Source organism: Xanthomonas sp. CFBP 7698 (assembly GCF_003600855.1).
Taxonomy (GTDB): Bacteria; Pseudomonadota; Gammaproteobacteria; order Xanthomonadales; family Xanthomonadaceae; genus Xanthomonas; species Xanthomonas cannabis.
Window position 1 is genome coordinate 1,170,366 of record NZ_PRDN01000002.1, and the last position, 14,235, is coordinate 1,184,600.

13 protein-coding genes are annotated in these 14,235 nt (G+C 66.1%); 2 read left to right on the forward strand and 11 right to left on the reverse strand.

The features are described 5' to 3' along the window. Positions 1-2: 2 nt before the first annotated feature. The 3 genes from XnspCFBP7698_RS13120 to XnspCFBP7698_RS13130 form a co-directional block, all read right to left on the reverse strand. Entirely contained in the window at positions 3-443 is a 441-nt protein-coding gene (locus XnspCFBP7698_RS13120; protein WP_039404375.1) for a response regulator, read from the reverse strand. Beyond that, the gene (locus XnspCFBP7698_RS13125; protein ID WP_104579138.1) at positions 440-2,251 is read right to left on the reverse strand and encodes an ATP-binding protein; all 1,812 of its coding nucleotides are present in this window, start codon (positions 2,249-2,251) and stop codon (positions 440-442) included. Before XnspCFBP7698_RS13125 ends, XnspCFBP7698_RS13120 begins: the two co-directional genes overlap by 4 nt. A gap of 287 nt (positions 2,252-2,538) precedes the next feature. Beyond that, entirely contained in the window at positions 2,539-2,928 is a 390-nt protein-coding gene (locus tag XnspCFBP7698_RS13130) for a BON domain-containing protein (RefSeq protein ID WP_199680151.1), read from the reverse strand. Positions 2,929-3,077: 149 nt separating this feature from the next. Here XnspCFBP7698_RS13130 and XnspCFBP7698_RS13135 point away from each other — a divergent pair, with 149 nt between their 5' ends. After that, positions 3,078-4,136 carry an oxidoreductase gene (locus XnspCFBP7698_RS13135; RefSeq protein WP_047697152.1) on the forward strand — a complete coding sequence of 353 codons (1,059 nt, stop codon included), beginning with the start codon at positions 3,078-3,080 and terminating at the stop codon, positions 4,134-4,136. 411 nt (positions 4,137-4,547) lie between these two features. Here XnspCFBP7698_RS13135 and gnd read toward each other — a convergent pair whose 3' ends face one another. The 8 genes from gnd to XnspCFBP7698_RS13175 all read right to left on the reverse strand — a co-directional run bounded on the left by gnd (position 4,548) and on the right by XnspCFBP7698_RS13175 (position 13,116). Then, positions 4,548-5,489: a phosphogluconate dehydrogenase (NAD(+)-dependent, decarboxylating) gene (gene gnd, locus XnspCFBP7698_RS13140; RefSeq protein WP_047697154.1), complete on the reverse strand. Its 942-nt coding sequence runs from the start codon at positions 5,487-5,489 to the stop codon at positions 4,548-4,550. A 20-nt stretch (positions 5,490-5,509) separates the two neighbouring features. Then, complete coding sequence (locus tag XnspCFBP7698_RS13145; protein ID WP_104579411.1) at positions 5,510-6,853, reverse strand: hypothetical protein; 1,344 nt, start codon at positions 6,851-6,853, stop codon at positions 5,510-5,512. A 124-nt stretch (positions 6,854-6,977) separates the two neighbouring features. Beyond that, complete coding sequence (locus tag XnspCFBP7698_RS13150) at positions 6,978-7,358, reverse strand: glycine zipper 2TM domain-containing protein (RefSeq protein ID WP_047697156.1); 381 nt, start codon at positions 7,356-7,358, stop codon at positions 6,978-6,980. A gap of 125 nt (positions 7,359-7,483) precedes the next feature. Then, entirely contained in the window at positions 7,484-8,263 is a 780-nt protein-coding gene (locus XnspCFBP7698_RS13155) for a DUF2242 domain-containing protein (RefSeq protein WP_104579139.1), read from the reverse strand. A 73-nt stretch (positions 8,264-8,336) separates the two neighbouring features. Then, entirely contained in the window at positions 8,337-9,401 is a 1,065-nt protein-coding gene (locus XnspCFBP7698_RS13160; protein ID WP_104579140.1) for a DNA methyltransferase, read from the reverse strand. Beyond that, positions 9,394-10,509 (reverse strand): hypothetical protein, encoded by a 1,116-nt coding sequence (locus XnspCFBP7698_RS13165; RefSeq protein ID WP_104579412.1) that lies wholly within the window; start codon positions 10,507-10,509, stop codon positions 9,394-9,396. The genes XnspCFBP7698_RS13160 and XnspCFBP7698_RS13165 overlap by 8 nt, the downstream gene beginning before the upstream one ends. A 22-nt stretch (positions 10,510-10,531) precedes the next feature. Further along, a complete protein-coding gene (locus XnspCFBP7698_RS13170; RefSeq protein ID WP_104579141.1) occupies positions 10,532-11,935 on the reverse strand; it encodes a nicotinate phosphoribosyltransferase in 1,404 nt (467 codons plus the stop codon). A 125-nt stretch (positions 11,936-12,060) separates the two neighbouring features. After that, complete coding sequence (locus XnspCFBP7698_RS13175; protein ID WP_104579142.1) at positions 12,061-13,116, reverse strand: bifunctional nicotinamide-nucleotide adenylyltransferase/Nudix hydroxylase; 1,056 nt, start codon at positions 13,114-13,116, stop codon at positions 12,061-12,063. 181 nt (positions 13,117-13,297) lie between these two features. Here XnspCFBP7698_RS13175 and XnspCFBP7698_RS13180 point away from each other — a divergent pair, with 181 nt between their 5' ends. Further along, positions 13,298-14,161 (forward strand): endonuclease/exonuclease/phosphatase family protein, encoded by an 864-nt coding sequence (locus tag XnspCFBP7698_RS13180; protein ID WP_104579143.1) that lies wholly within the window; start codon positions 13,298-13,300, stop codon positions 14,159-14,161. Positions 14,162-14,235 lie beyond the last annotated feature (74 nt).

Genomic DNA, 14,235 nt, shown 5'->3' on the forward strand with positions numbered 1-14,235 from the left:
GTTCAGTCCAGCTCCGGTGCCTGGTTGATCACCGCCCAGAAGGTCCCGAGCGTCTTGACCGCGTTGAAGAACTGGTCGACATCCACCGGCTTGACCACATAGGCATTGACGCCCAGGTCCCAGCTGCGCGCCAGGTCGCTCTCTTCGCGCGAAGACGACAGGATCACCACCGGCAGGCGCTTGAGCGTTTCGTCGCTGCGTACCTGCTTGAGCACTTCCAGCCCGTCCAGGCGCGGCATCTTGATGTCCAGCAGCAACACCGCCGGCAGGCCTTCCTCGCGATCGGCGAAGGCGCCACGGCGCAGCAGGTAATCCATCGCTTCCACACCGTCCTCGACGTGCACGATGGGGTTGGCCAGACGGGCTTCACGCAGGGCGTCGACCGCCATTTCCGCATCGGCCGGGCTGTCTTCTGCCAGAAGAATGGTACGAATGGCGGTCATACGGTGAACTCTTGGTTGGGCGCTTCGAGCGCAGGGGGAAGCACGAAATAAAACGTGGCACCTTCATCGACGATGCCTTCGGCCCAGATGCGGCCGCCATGGCGCGTCAGCACGCGCCGCACGCTGGCCAAACCGATGCCGGTGCCGGCGTACTCGCTGGCCTTGTGCAACCGCTGGAACACGCCGAACAACTTGGCGCTGTACTCCATGTCGAAGCCGGCACCGTTGTCGCGCACGCTGAACTGATGCCCGCCATCGGCCATCGGCGTATAGGTGACCTCGATCTTGGCCACCTCGCGCTTGGCGCTGTATTTGACGGCGTTGCCCAGCAGGTTCATCCACAGCTGGCGCATCATGTTTTCGTCGGCCACCAGCACCGGCAACGGCGCGATCTGCCAGTCCACACGGTGACCGGTATTCTCGCTCTGCAGGTTGGAATCCAGGATCGCGCGCGTTTCGGCGACCAGCGATTGCATGTCCACCGCCTGCAGCCGCAACGCACTGCGGCCCAGGCGCGAGTACACCAACAGGTCGTCGATCAGCGAGGCCATGCGCCGCGCCGAGGAGCTGATCACTTCCATGTAATGGCGCGATTTTTCGTCGGCTGCATCGCCCAGGTGGCGCGCCAGCTTGTCCGAGAAACCGGCCACGTGCCGCAACGGCGCGCGCAGGTCGTGCGAGACCGAATAGCTGAAGGCTTCCAGCTCGCGGTTGACCTCCGAAACCTGCTCCACCTTGCCTTCCATCTGCCGGTTGAGCTCCTGGATGCGCAGCTGCGACGCCTTCTGCAGGCTGATATCGCTCACCGTCATCAGCACCACGTCCTCGTCGGCGGTGTCGGGCAACGGCATGCGCCGCGCATTGATCAGCATGGTGCGCAACACGCCATCGGCGCCGCGCTGCTCATGCTCGAAATCCCACAGCTCGCGGCCGCGCAGCAACACATCGGCCAGCCGCTGGTGGATCTGCGGATCGCGCCACGCGCCCTCGCCCACCTCGTCCAACGTCATCAATTCGTTGCCGCGATCCTCCAGGCCATACAGCTCGGCGAACGCCGGGTTGTGCAGCACGATGCGCTGGCTGGCATCCAGCAACACGATCGGCTCGCGCACGGTCTGCAGCACCGAACTGGCACGGCCGTTGGCACGCAGGTATTCCTGCTCGGCCGCCAGGCGACGACGGATCTGCCGCTGCAGCAGCCAGATCACCGTGGCCAGCAACAGCAGCTGCACCGCCAGCGCGGCCCAGCTCAACACTGCGTAATGCAGGCGTTCGGTCTCGGCGCGCGCATTGCGCAAGGTCAGCAAGCGTCCCTCGGCGACCTGCACCTCGTCGATCAGCACGCGGATCGGGTTGCTCAGCGTCATCTCGTTGATCAACGCGCGGATCTGCTCCGGCGAGGTGGTCACCGCGATGCGCTCGGCCAGCACCATCCGCCGCTCAATCGTGCTCTGGATCCGCCCCATGCGCACCTGCTGCGCGGGATTGTCCTTGGTCAGTTCGATCAGACGCTGCACCGCAGCGAAGGCCTCGCTGCGCCCACGGCGCATGCGCTCCAGCAGCGCCGGGCGCTCGACGCCGTGCGAGCGCATCAGCGCAGCCGACTCGGCATTGCGCATCGCCGCCTCCAGGCGCTGCGCGTTTTCCTGCACGTCCTGGCTGTGCGACACCCACACCGCCGCCTGATTGGCGTTGTGCGCCATCTGCTGCAGCAGCAACGACGGCACCACGACGATCAGACACACGGCTGCCGCCAATGAAGGCAGGCGCCAGCGATCCCATCTGTCTGCTTGGACCGTTGTCTGCATTACCAGGTCTGTCTTCGCTCGCTGCGTGTGCCCGGGACCAGCCGGCATTGTCTCCGATTGCGCCCCGAACGAGATTAACGATTCAGCAAATCAGATACCGTCGTGACATAGCTGAATGGGCATATCATACGTGCAGCAAATGTGAAAGCCACGAGAGCACCCGGTCGCGCTGCGGCGTCCCCGACACCGGCAGTACGGCAACAAAAAAGGCGCACTCCTGGGGAGTGCGCCTAGTGCTCGGTCCCGCCGCCTCGCCTCGGCCGGCCCGGCATTCGCAGCGGCTGCGCTTACTTCTTCGCAGCGGTGACCTTCAGGCCGGTCGACTTGACGCTCTTGACGCCTTCGATGCCCTTGGCGACAGCCACAGCCTTGTCGTGCTCGGCCTGGGTGGCCACCGTGCCGGTCAGGGTCACGATGCCGTTCTTGGTCTCGACCTTGACGTCGGTGCCCGACACATTGTCGGTAGCGAGCAGGTCGGCCTTGACCTTGGTGGTGATCCAGGTGTCGGTCACCGGCTTCTTGGACTCGTTGATGTTGTCGGCAGCGTGGTCCTTGGAGGCGTGGTCCTTGTGCGCACCCATGTCCTGCGGTGCGGCGAACGCCTGCGAGGCGCCCAGGGTCAGGCCAAGCGACAGCGCCACTGCCAGCAGCTTGCGTGCATGCATCATGTTCTTCATCCGAGACGCTCCTGTTGAATGTGCGTGGAGCTTGCGGTGGCGCTCGTCGAGCAGGCGTGACCGCAACATGCAGAGGTTGTGAACCCGGCGCACACAGGCGTGTGCAATACCATGCCGGCTTCCTCCGTCGTTGCGATGAACCGTTTTCAATGCCTAAACCGTTCAATCTGGCCGTCGTCGGCTACGGCTATGTGGGCCACACCTTCCACGCCCCGCTGATCGCCAGCACGCCTGGCCTGCGGTTGCACAGCGTGGTGTCGTCCAAGCCGCAACAGGCGCAAGCCGACTACCCCGACGTTACCGTGGTTGCCGACCTCGACAGCGCATTGGCCGACCCTGCGCTCGACGCGGTCGTCCTTGCCACGCCCAATCAGACCCACGCGCCGTTCGCGCTGCAGGCCCTGGCCGCAGGCAAGCATGTGCTGGTGGACAAGCCATTCGCACTCGACGCCACGCAGGCACGCGCCATGGTCGATGCGGCCGCCAACGCCGGGCGCATCATCAGCGTGTTCCAGAACCGCCGCTGGGATGCGGACTTTCTCACCGTGCGCCGCCTGATCGAAGAAGGCCAGCTGGGCGAGGTGGTGGAATTCCATTCGCACTTCGATCGCTACCGCCCGCAGGTACGCGACCGCTGGCGCGAAAGCGATGCTCCCGGTGCAGGCCTGTGGTACGACCTGGGCCCGCATCTGCTGGACCAGGCCCTGCAATTGTTCGGCACGCCGCAGGCCATCGCTGCGGACCTGCAGCGCCAGCGCAGCCAGGCGCGCAGCGACGATTATTTCCACGTCACCCTGCACTACCCGCGGCTGCGCGCGATCCTGCATGCCGGCTCGCTGGTGGCCGACAACGGCCTGCGCTTCGCCGTGCACGGCACGCGTGGCAGCTATCTCAAGCATGGTCTGGACACGCAGGAAGACCAGCTACGTGCCGGCCGCCGTCCGGGCACGGTGGGCTGGGGGGTGGACCCGCTGCCGGGCACGCTCACCCGCGTCGACGACGAAGGGCGCGTGCACAGCCATCAACCCGAAAACCTGCCGGGCGATTACCGCCAGTGCTATGCCGCCTTCCGCGATGCCCTGGCCGGCACCGGCCCGGCACCTGTGGACGGCGCCGACGCGGTGCTGCTCATCCACTTGCTGGAGCTGGCACAGCGCAGCGCCGCCAGCGGCCAGGTGCAGTGGCTGGATGGCGCGCGCGGCCTGTAGGGCCACGATCAACTACACGGTGCACGCGGCCCACGCAGCACGCGCATCAATCATGCGAGCGTGCGCTATCGGTCCGCGAAAGCATCCGGCAATGATGGGTATGTGCCTGCAGCCTGCGTCGCGCCGGCCGCGCGGGCGACCGACGATGCAACGCCATCGATCGTGATCCAACAGGGCCTGCGTTGTCAGCGCGCGCACGGCTGCCCGGAAAGCGCGTGGCGTCGGAATGCGCGATCCGTCGGGACAGCCGATACGCCTGAGCGCTGCGTCGTTCGAACCTGCGAACCGCGTACCTGCCGCAGACGGCTTGGCGTGAGGCTTGGCGCAACACGCCTGACCCTGACAGCACAGTGCCGCTACCCAACGGCTCCGCCTGCCGCAAGGCACGCGCGGCCACCCGACGGATCGCGCTTATGCGTCCTTGCTGCCGATCGTCGGCGCTGCGGTGGTGGTGGTCATCACCGCATGCCCACCAAACTGGTTACGCATCGCCGCCAGCAACTTGTCGGTGAACGAATCCTTGTCGCGCGAACGCAGCCGCTCCATCAACGACAGGGTGATGATCGGTGCAGACACTTCCAGATCGATCGCCTCGGCCACCGTCCAGCGACCTTCGCCCGAATCGGCCACGAACGGCGCGATACCGGCCATGGTGGGGTTGTGGCGTAGCGCGTCGGCCGTCAGATCCAGCAGCCACGAGCGCACCACGCTTCCGTCGCGCCAGATCTCCGACACCTGGTGCAGGTCCAGCGCAAAATCGCTCTTGTGCTGCATCAACGCAAAGCCTTCGGCATAGGCCTGCATCATTCCGTATTCGATGCCGTTGTGGACCATCTTGGTGAAATGGCCGGCGCCGCTCGGGCCGACCCGGCCCCAGCCCTTGTCGGGCGCTGGCGCCAACGTGGCCAGGATCGGGTGCAGCGTGGTCACCGCCGCTTCCTCGCCACCCACCATCAGGCTGTAGCCTTCCTGCAGGCCCCAGATGCCGCCGCTGGTGCCGCAATCGACAAACGCGATGCCACTGGCCTGCAACTGCGTCGCGCGGCGCTGCGAATCCTTGTAATACGAATTGCCACCATCGATGACGATGTCACCGGCCTGCAGCAACGGCAGCAGCTGCGCCAGGGTGTCGTCGACGATCTTGCCGGCCGGCACCATCAACCACACCACGCGCGGGCTGGGCAGCGCCGCCACCAGCGATGCCAGCGCATCGGCGGTCACGATTCCCTTGGCCTGCGCACTGCTGCGTGCGGCCGCGCCCGGATCGTACCCATGCACAACGTGTCCGCCGTGCACCAGACGCTCGGCCATGTTGGCACCCATGCGGCCCAAACCCACCATACCCAGTTCCATAACGACTCCTCGTGATCTGATCAGTGCAGGGTGCCACGGCCGGCGTACGCCGGCGTCGCGGAATCCTCAATGGATTGTTCCGTGGCGATGCGCGCAGCGCACTGTTGCAGCTGCCAGTCGATCCATCGCCAATACAAGGTGGTGCGCAGATTGTGCAGGGTCAGGTCGATCGCATACGGCGTGCGCGGGTTGCGGTCGAGAAGGCGCGCCACGTGGTAACCGATCGGCTTGACGCCCTTGGGATGCACATAAACCAGAAAGCCCTGATAGAACGGGTCGTCCAGCAGCGTCTGCAGCTGGTACAGCCGTGCCTGCTGCTGCGCATCCAGGGTGGCGCGCAGCTGCGTATCGCGCTCGTACAGCAGGCGCTCGAAACGCCGCTTGCCTGGTCCGCGCAACGGCTGAGCCAGCTCCCAGATCTGGCGGTTGAGCGCGTCGTAATGCGCAAAGCCACCGTGCTGCGCCAGGGCTTTCGCGGCGGCATCGCTGACGTCTACCACCACGAAGTTTTCGGCCTGATTATGGATATCGTCGAGAAACGCCTTGTCGAACACATGCGCGATGAAACCCGGCGCACCGACGAAGGCCTGCCGCCCGAGTCGCGAGGTCTTCACCGCCTTGCCGTCGGCAAGAAAGTCGCCTGCATGTGCGCCGAGCAGAATGCTGTCGGTGTCGTGCAAGGTCAGGAAGGTGCCGATCGACAACTCGCCAGGCGTAAACACCTGGTCGAAACCCGCATCGCCGTACAACTCGCGCTGGGTGGCGAGCTGGGCAACCTGCCGCCCCACGCCGCATTCAGAGCGCACCCGCCCCCGGTAGAACGCATCCAGTGCCTGTGCGTTGCTGCCTCGCGGCTGATAGCCGCGGCCAAGACTGCGAAAGCCGCTCCACCCTTGCGCGGCCGCACCGCGCCAACCGAAGCCGATCCAGCCCAGCTGCAGCGCAGAAAACCGATACCCCGGATTGTCCTGCAACTGGCTTACGGCGCGACGCGTTGCCGCACCGACCTCGAACGCATACGCACACTGGGTGGCGCTGTCATCCAGCAAGGCCGTCATCGACGCGCTGCGCTGTTGCGCATCCCAGGCGGCCGGCACGGTCAACGTCAGGTCGCCGGCAGCATGCGCCTGCGCAAGCGAGCCGCGCGTGCACGGCGCACCGCGTTCGATGACCGGTGCAGATACGGCGGCGCGCTCGATCCTCCAGCCCAGCCGGCGCAGCAGCCCTTCCACGCAGTCGGCACTGGCCGCGGTTGCGGCCGCACTGGGCGCTGCACCAGCGACCTGCTGCGTCTGCGCAACCAACACGGCAAAGGCGCACACCACCGCAGCAACGCGACGTCGCGCTGCATGTCGCATCGGCAGGTGTCGCGGTGGGCAGATCCGGAAGGCGCACATCGATCAGCGGTCGACTCGGCAGCACGCGGCCGCCTTGGCAATAAAGAAAGCCCCGGCAGGGCCGGGGCTTGTGACAGTCACCGCATCCGGCTTAGCGACGTTCGCAGACGCGCTCGACCTGGCGGTTGCCATTGGCCTGCTGGCGATTGCCCTGGATGGTGCGGCCTGCCGCGCCACCGGCCACTGCACCGGCCACCGTGGCCAGCTTCTTGCCGTTGCCGCCGCCGACCTGGTTGCCGAGCAGGCCGCCGATCGCGGCGCCGGCAACCGTACCGCCGATGCGATTGGGGTCGGTCGAATTCTTCTGCACTTCCACGTTACGGCAGCGCACGCGCGTGCCATCGGAGAATTTGCGGCCTTCGTCTGCCTCGGAATACCGCTGCTGATGCGAGTAGTTCTGCGCCTGTGCAAACGTGCTCGTCGCCATCAGGCCGATCAGGGACATACCCAGCAAGGAATTACGCATCTTCATCGTCGGTCTCCATCGTTCTCGCCCAATCGGGGAGTCATGGCTGCACTCTGTTCGCTGCGTCGAGAACACGACGTGAAGCGCACGCGCCTCTATTCAGGCTTTGGAGCGGTGCATGAACCGCGCCATCACGGCTGCCTGGCGGGCTCGCTCTGTGGCACATCGACCGGCGCCGGCGGCGGGTCCTGCGCTTCCACCGGCAACGGTGCAACCGGTGGCTGCGCCACGGTGCCGGATGCGGCCGGCGGCGTGGCTGCGGCAGCTGGCGTGCCGACCGCCGGCGCAGCGGTGGATGCCGCTGCAGGCACCGGCGCGGGCGGGTGCGGGGCCACAGGTGTCGGTGCCGGCGCAGCGCTCGCTGCGGCGGGCGCCACGTCGGTCACCTTGGGCAGATACGAGTTCAGGCGTTCGAAAAACCGCTTGTAGAAGGCCGCATCCTGCACCGTGGTGCTGGAGACGCGCACCAGCGAGTCGCCACTACTGCCCACCGGCAACGACAACGAGCCGAGCACGCCGACGCCCACGCTGGCCGACGTGGAGCTCTTCTTCAGCGCGTAGCGGTCCTGCAACGCACTGACGAACACCTGCGCCTTGCCGCCGTCCTGGGTTGCGCAGGAAATGCGCAGATTGAGCTGCTCGCTCTGCTCGGCTTCCTTCAGCTGGAAATTCTTGCTGCCCTCCACTGCCGCGGCGTCGGCGCGCGTGACCGCGTAGCCCTGGCTCAGCAACACGCGGCGTGCGGCTTCGCAGGCCTGTGGCGAACTGGCCGCCACACTGCGCGAATAGGTGTCATCGGAATTGAACGACTCGCGCATCAGCATCGTGTCGCCCTTGCTGCCACCGCAGCCGGCCAGGGTTGCCAGCGCGCCGAGCAGCGCGCCACGCGCGATCAGGGAAGTGCAAGACATTGGGAGATTCCATCATCCAAAACCGGTCAGAGCATAGCCGCAAGCCATGTGCGCGCGGCGTCGCGTTGCCGGCTCAGGGCACCGGCGGTTCATCCGCTGGCAGTTGCAGGTCCACCTGCAGGCGGCTGCCGTCGGCACCGATCCGCTCGGCACGCAGGTAGTGATGGGCGCGCACCGCCGCCAACGGCACAGGTGCGCGGCACGGCTCGCCCCACAGGCCCAGGCTGAAGCCCTGCGCCTGCAGCCAGCTGGTCAGGCGGTCCCAGAGCGGCTGCTCGGCAGCCAGCATCAGATCCAGGTCCGCCGGCCCGTCCGGCACCAGCGTCGGCGACTGCAACCAGCGCGCGTAACTGCCGTGCACCACCACCGGCAGGCCCAGCGCCTGCACCGCCTGTAGCAGTTGTGCCGCCTGCTGCAGGTCCATCCGGGTATGGCAGCGCTGGAAGATCAGCGCGTACTCGTGGCTGCGGTTGCTGCCGGTGCGCGCGTGGGGCAGCGCATCGGCCGGGCGCTGGTAGCACAGCACGCGCTCCTCGTGCAGTGTGAACAGGCTGCCCACCAGCCGCCCCAGGTCCCACGCCTGCGGCAGCAAGCGCCCGCCGATGCGCACGTTCTGGACCATGGCCACGCCGAATGCACCTGGCCGCATTCGCTGCCGTAGCGCGTGGAATACGGCGCGCATTCCCGCGAGATAGCTGGCGTAGTCGGCACTGGCGTACAGCTGGCCCGGCACTGTCTGCCCGCGCCACTGACAGCCGAAGTACGGCACGTTGGTCAGGCATAGATCGATCGCTGCCGCCGGCGCGGTGTGCACCAGGCTGCCGACCACGATCGGCACCGTCACCCCGTGCCGTTGCAGGCGCGTGCGGGCCAGCTGGGCGCGCCCGGCATCGATCTCCATGCCGTGCGTAGCGCGACCTTCGAAAGCCGCCGCCAGCAAGGTGCTGCCAAACCCGCAGAACGGGTCGAACACCTGCTCGCCCGGCTGGCTGAAATGGCGCACGAACGGCCGCATCTGGTTGACCCATCCGCAATCGCGCCCGTTGAGTGGATCGGCTGCCCGTAGATCATCGGGCAACGCCCAGGCCGCATCGTCCGCCGCCGGCGTCCACCAGCTGCGCTGATCGAACTCATCCATCGCGCGCTTCCGCCCCGGCGGCGTCCCACAACACATCTGCGTCCGGGTCCCAACCTGCACACAGGCGCCCGTTGGCAAAGAACACCAGCTTGTACACATCCCCGGTGGCGTGCCGTGCATGCATCGCGGCATAGTCAGCGCTTTCGAATACCACCTGCATGCCGTCCGCGCTGCGCAGGCGCACATTCCAGAAGTAATACCCTTCGGTCATGCTGTCCAGCTGCCAGCGCGACCACCACGGCTGTTGCATGCACTCGGCCAGCAATGGCTCCACCCCGACGCGATGCTGTGCGATGTAGCGCCAGGTGCCATTGGTGCGATACGCATCGTCCAGCCGCGACAGCTCACGGAAGATCACCTGCTGCGCACCACAGCTGCGTGCCCAGTCGATGTACTGCGCAACATCATCGGCACTACACACACCGCCGCGTTGCACGATGCAGACCAGGCGTACCGGCAGACGCGCAGCCAAGCGGCGGGCGGTCTGCAGGAAGACGCCCGCATCGGCAACCGGCTCGCCGGGGCGGAAACGCATGATCGCGTCGTTGCGCGCCTGCACCGGATGGTGGCGCGACAGCTCGATCCACGACAGGCCGAACTGCAGCAGTGCCTCGAGCAGGCGGCCGCCATGCGCGCGCGCCAGGCCGGCGCCGTTGCTGTACAGCACGCGCTGCTCGACCTGCGGACCCTCGGCGGTGGTCGACAAGGTCTGCAGCAGGGTCTGCAGCCAGTCCGGCTCGTCGGTCATTTCCAGACCGGACAACGAATAGGACAACGGCACTGCATGCAGCAGCTGCAACACCTCACGCAGCTGCCTGAAATAGGCTGGCCCGGGGCGCAGCATCGAGGCCGCAGGACCACTGCCGTGCTGGCGCAGGTTTTCCGAACAGAACCCGCAGCGTGCCGAACAGGGCCGCACCGACGCATACGGGGTGAACGTGATCGGCAATGCCGCGCGCAAGCGCCGTGCGCCGATCTGCAGCCGGTGCCAGCGGCCGGCATCGTCTTCCAGCGGCACGCGCTGCTGCAGGCTCGGTGCTGCGGCGCGCAGCTGCGCCAGCAGTGCCGAGGCGGACAATGCAGAACCCGCATCGCTGCAGGCGGGCATGCTCATGCCCGCCTGCAGGCCATCAACGGCGTGCAGCGTCGGCACGCGCGCGCACCTGCTCCAGCGTCCACTCCTGCTGCATTGCGCCGTTTTCCCACACCGTCACCAAGGCGTCCTCGCTCTCGGCATGGGCAGCCACTTCATCGAGCAACGCACTGCGATAGCTGCCGTCGCGACGGTCGCGCAGCAAGGTCAGCCGGCCACGCTTGCTCTGTTTGCCCTGGTCGGTGATCGGGTCCTTGTAGACATCGATCCACTGTCCGTCCACACGCACCGCCGAACACTTCAATGCGAACTTCTGCGTGTCGCGGTCCACCTTCTGCAGCAGCGCCCCGCCCATGCCGAAGGCAACATTGTCGGCGGCATAGCCGGCGGCAGTGATGCGCTCCAGAATCGCGCGCAGCGAGCTCGGGTTGATGCCATCGCCCTGGATCACCCGCACATGGTTGAGCACCTTGTAGCCCTTGCCATTGACCTGATGCCCGAACGCCTCGTCCAGCAGCACCAGGCACTGCTCGACCACGTCCACCGGGTCGCCGGAGTCCGGACGGATCACCACCGTTGCGCCCGATGCAATGATCTCCTCGCGCAGGGTCGTGCCCCAATGTTCGCGAATGGCGCGGTAGATGTCGTAGCTGTCCGACACCACCGCCACGATCGATCCCGGGCGTGCGAACTGCGTCAGCATGTTGCGATACGCGTCCACCTCGCGCTCGCGGCCCCAGCTGGTGATGGTGCTGTGCTCGGCTGCCGGGATCGAATAGCCGGCCACCGGCGTGTGGTAATGCGCACGTGCCAGCAGCAACGCCGACAAGGTGTCGGTGCCGAGAAAATTCACCAGGTGTGCGGCACCGCCCAATGCAGCAGAGCCCAGGCTGGACACGCCACGCGCACCGAAATCATGCAGCTTGAATGGCAGCTGCCCTTCCGGATCGTCGCTGGTACGCTCCAGGTAATCGCGCACGGTCTGCTTGACCTGCCAGCTCACCGTGGCCACCGTCGCCGGGTACCACACGCGCAACAACAGGGTTTCCAGATACGAGGGCACCCAGAACGCCTTGGCGTCGGTGGACTCGATGGTCATCAACACGTTGTGGGTGGGCACCACCGCGCCCTCGGGCACCGCGCGGATGCGGATCGGCAGTTGTCCGCCCAGCCGATCGACGATGTCGCGCCAGCCGGTTTCGTTGAACGGTTCGCCATGCGCGGCCAGCAATGCTTTCGCATCGTCGATATCGGCATGCGTCACCGGCCGGTTGATCGCTTCCTTCAGGATCGACTGCAACCCGAAGAATACCGTCTGGTCGTACACGCCACCGCGCGATTCGACATAGAAAAACGAGGCATCGGTGCCGGGCGGATATTGCAGCCAGTGGCTGGCTTTGTAGCTGTCGGTGTTGAGCAGCAGATTATCGAGGTAATGCATGACGGAAGCTCCTTCGCGTCGGGTAAACCAGCGGTCTGTCCGCCGGTGGGAGGTCGTGGATCAGGCAAGCCCAGCGCACCGTGCCGACGTCGGTCGGCGGCAGCACGCAGGCGATGGCAGTGCCCTCAGCCACGGCCCAGGAAAAATTCAAGAATATGCAGGTGGTCTTCGTACAGCCGCGGCCCCATCGCCATCACTTCGGCGATCGGAATCCAGCGCGCCTTGTCGGCATCGTCTCCGCCACGCACCGCAGGCAACTCCCCTGCGGGAAATTCGAAGTGGAACGCGTGGGTGATGGTGCGCCCGCGCAGACTGCGCTCGGGATGGTCGAATACCTGGCGGCCGCGCAGGGAGCCCTTCAGCACCGGCACCGGCACCTTGAGCCGGGTCTCTTCGCGCAGCTCGCGCAGGCAGCTTTCCAGCAGGCCTTCGTCCTGAGCGATGAAACCGCCCGGCAGTGCCCACAGGCCCTTGCCCGGTTCGGCACGACGCCGCACCAGCAGCACGTGCCCCGAATGCACGACCACCGCATCGGTGGTCACGAAGGTCGGCGCATACGGCGCGTCCTTCCACGCAGCACGGTACTGCTCGATGAAGCGGTATTCGGCCACCAGCTGCGCATAACTGGGCGAGTTGCGTCGGAACGCTTCCAGCATGTCGTACACCGGCGCGGGCACGTTGCCACGCAGCATCAACAGCCCGCCATGAAATCCGAGGTCGCCGGCCTCGAACAGATAACGGCGTAATTCGGTGGCCGAGAGGGTGGCGGTGTGCTGCACATCTTCCAGCGGCCACTGCGGAAACTCACGCAGGTAATAGCTGCTGGCATCCTTGTCCATGCCGATCAACCCGATACGCGCATCCGGCGTGCCGCCATCGGCTTGCACGGCCTCGGCAACCTGACGCTGTACCTCGGCAATCCACAGGCTTTCGTTGTACAGATGGTCGCGCAGCGGACGCAGGATCAACCGTTCGCTCTCACCCGGCAACGCAGACTCGATCATCACCGCACGTTCGGCGACGGTCCATGGATTGCGGATGGTGCGAGGGGTGTCGGCCGAGCCGATCAACACGATGAGCTTGCGCGCCTTGCCCAGCGCGTGGCGGGCGACGGCGGCATGGCCGTTATGAAAGGGCTCGAAACGCCCGATAAACACGAGATAGTCGTACGGTGCTGCCATGAGAATCCCTCACGGTTGAGTGGTGAGGCCAGCGGTCTATCCGCGGGCCTGCGACAAATGCTACGCCGTTGCGCAGGGACGTCAAGCGTGCAGCTGCAGCGACGAACCCCGCCGCTGCGCTGTCACGGCCGTCATCGTTGCTGGCTAGACTTGGCGTCTTGTTCATCGGGAATCTGCCTGCATGCCACGTCCGATCACACGCGCACTGACGCGCTGCCTCCTCGCCATCGCCCTGTTGTGCATTGCCTTGCCGGCACTGGCCGCACCGGCCATCGCACCGTTGCGCGTGATGTCGTTCAACGTGCGGGTTCCTGCCGACACCGAGGGCGACAAGCGCTGGCAGGTGCGTCGCAGCGCAATGGTCGCCTTGATCAGGCAGACGCATCCGGATGTGTTCGGGACACAGGAGCTGGTGAGCGAGCAGGCCAGCTACCTGGCTGCCCAGCTGCCCAACTATCGCTGGTTCGGCCAGGGGCGACGCGGCGATGACAGTGACGAACACATGGGCGTGTTCTACGACACGCGCAAGCTCGATGTCGTGGAATCCGGCAATTTCTGGCTCTCCGACACGCCAGAGGTCCCCGCCAGCATCACCTGGGGCAACGTGCTGCCGCGCATGGTGACCTGGGCATTGTTCGAACGACGCAGCGACAAGCGTCGCTTCTACCTGTTCAACACGCACTTCCCCTATCGAGACGAAGACGAACCCGCGCGCGAACGCAGCGCGCAGCTGATCCTGTCGCGCATCGCGCAGCTTCCGAGCGAGATCCCGGTGGTGCTGACCGGCGACTTCAACAGCGACCCCGAGAAGATCACCTACCCCACGCTGACTGCCGTGCTGGGCGATGCACGCGCAAAGGCGTCAAAACGCAGCGGACCGGAAAAGACCTTCCAGGATTTCACCACTCACCCGACCCGGCGTATCGACTGGATCCTGTTCCGCGGGCTGACGCCAACGCAATTCGTCACGCTGGATGACCGCCCCGGCGGCGTGTTGCCGTCAGACCACTATCCGGTGCTCGCCGAGTTCGCCTGGCCGCGCTGAGCGCACGCACGCGGGATTGGTCGGTCGATTGGTCGGTCGATTGGTCGGTCGATTGGTCGGTCGATTGGTCGGTC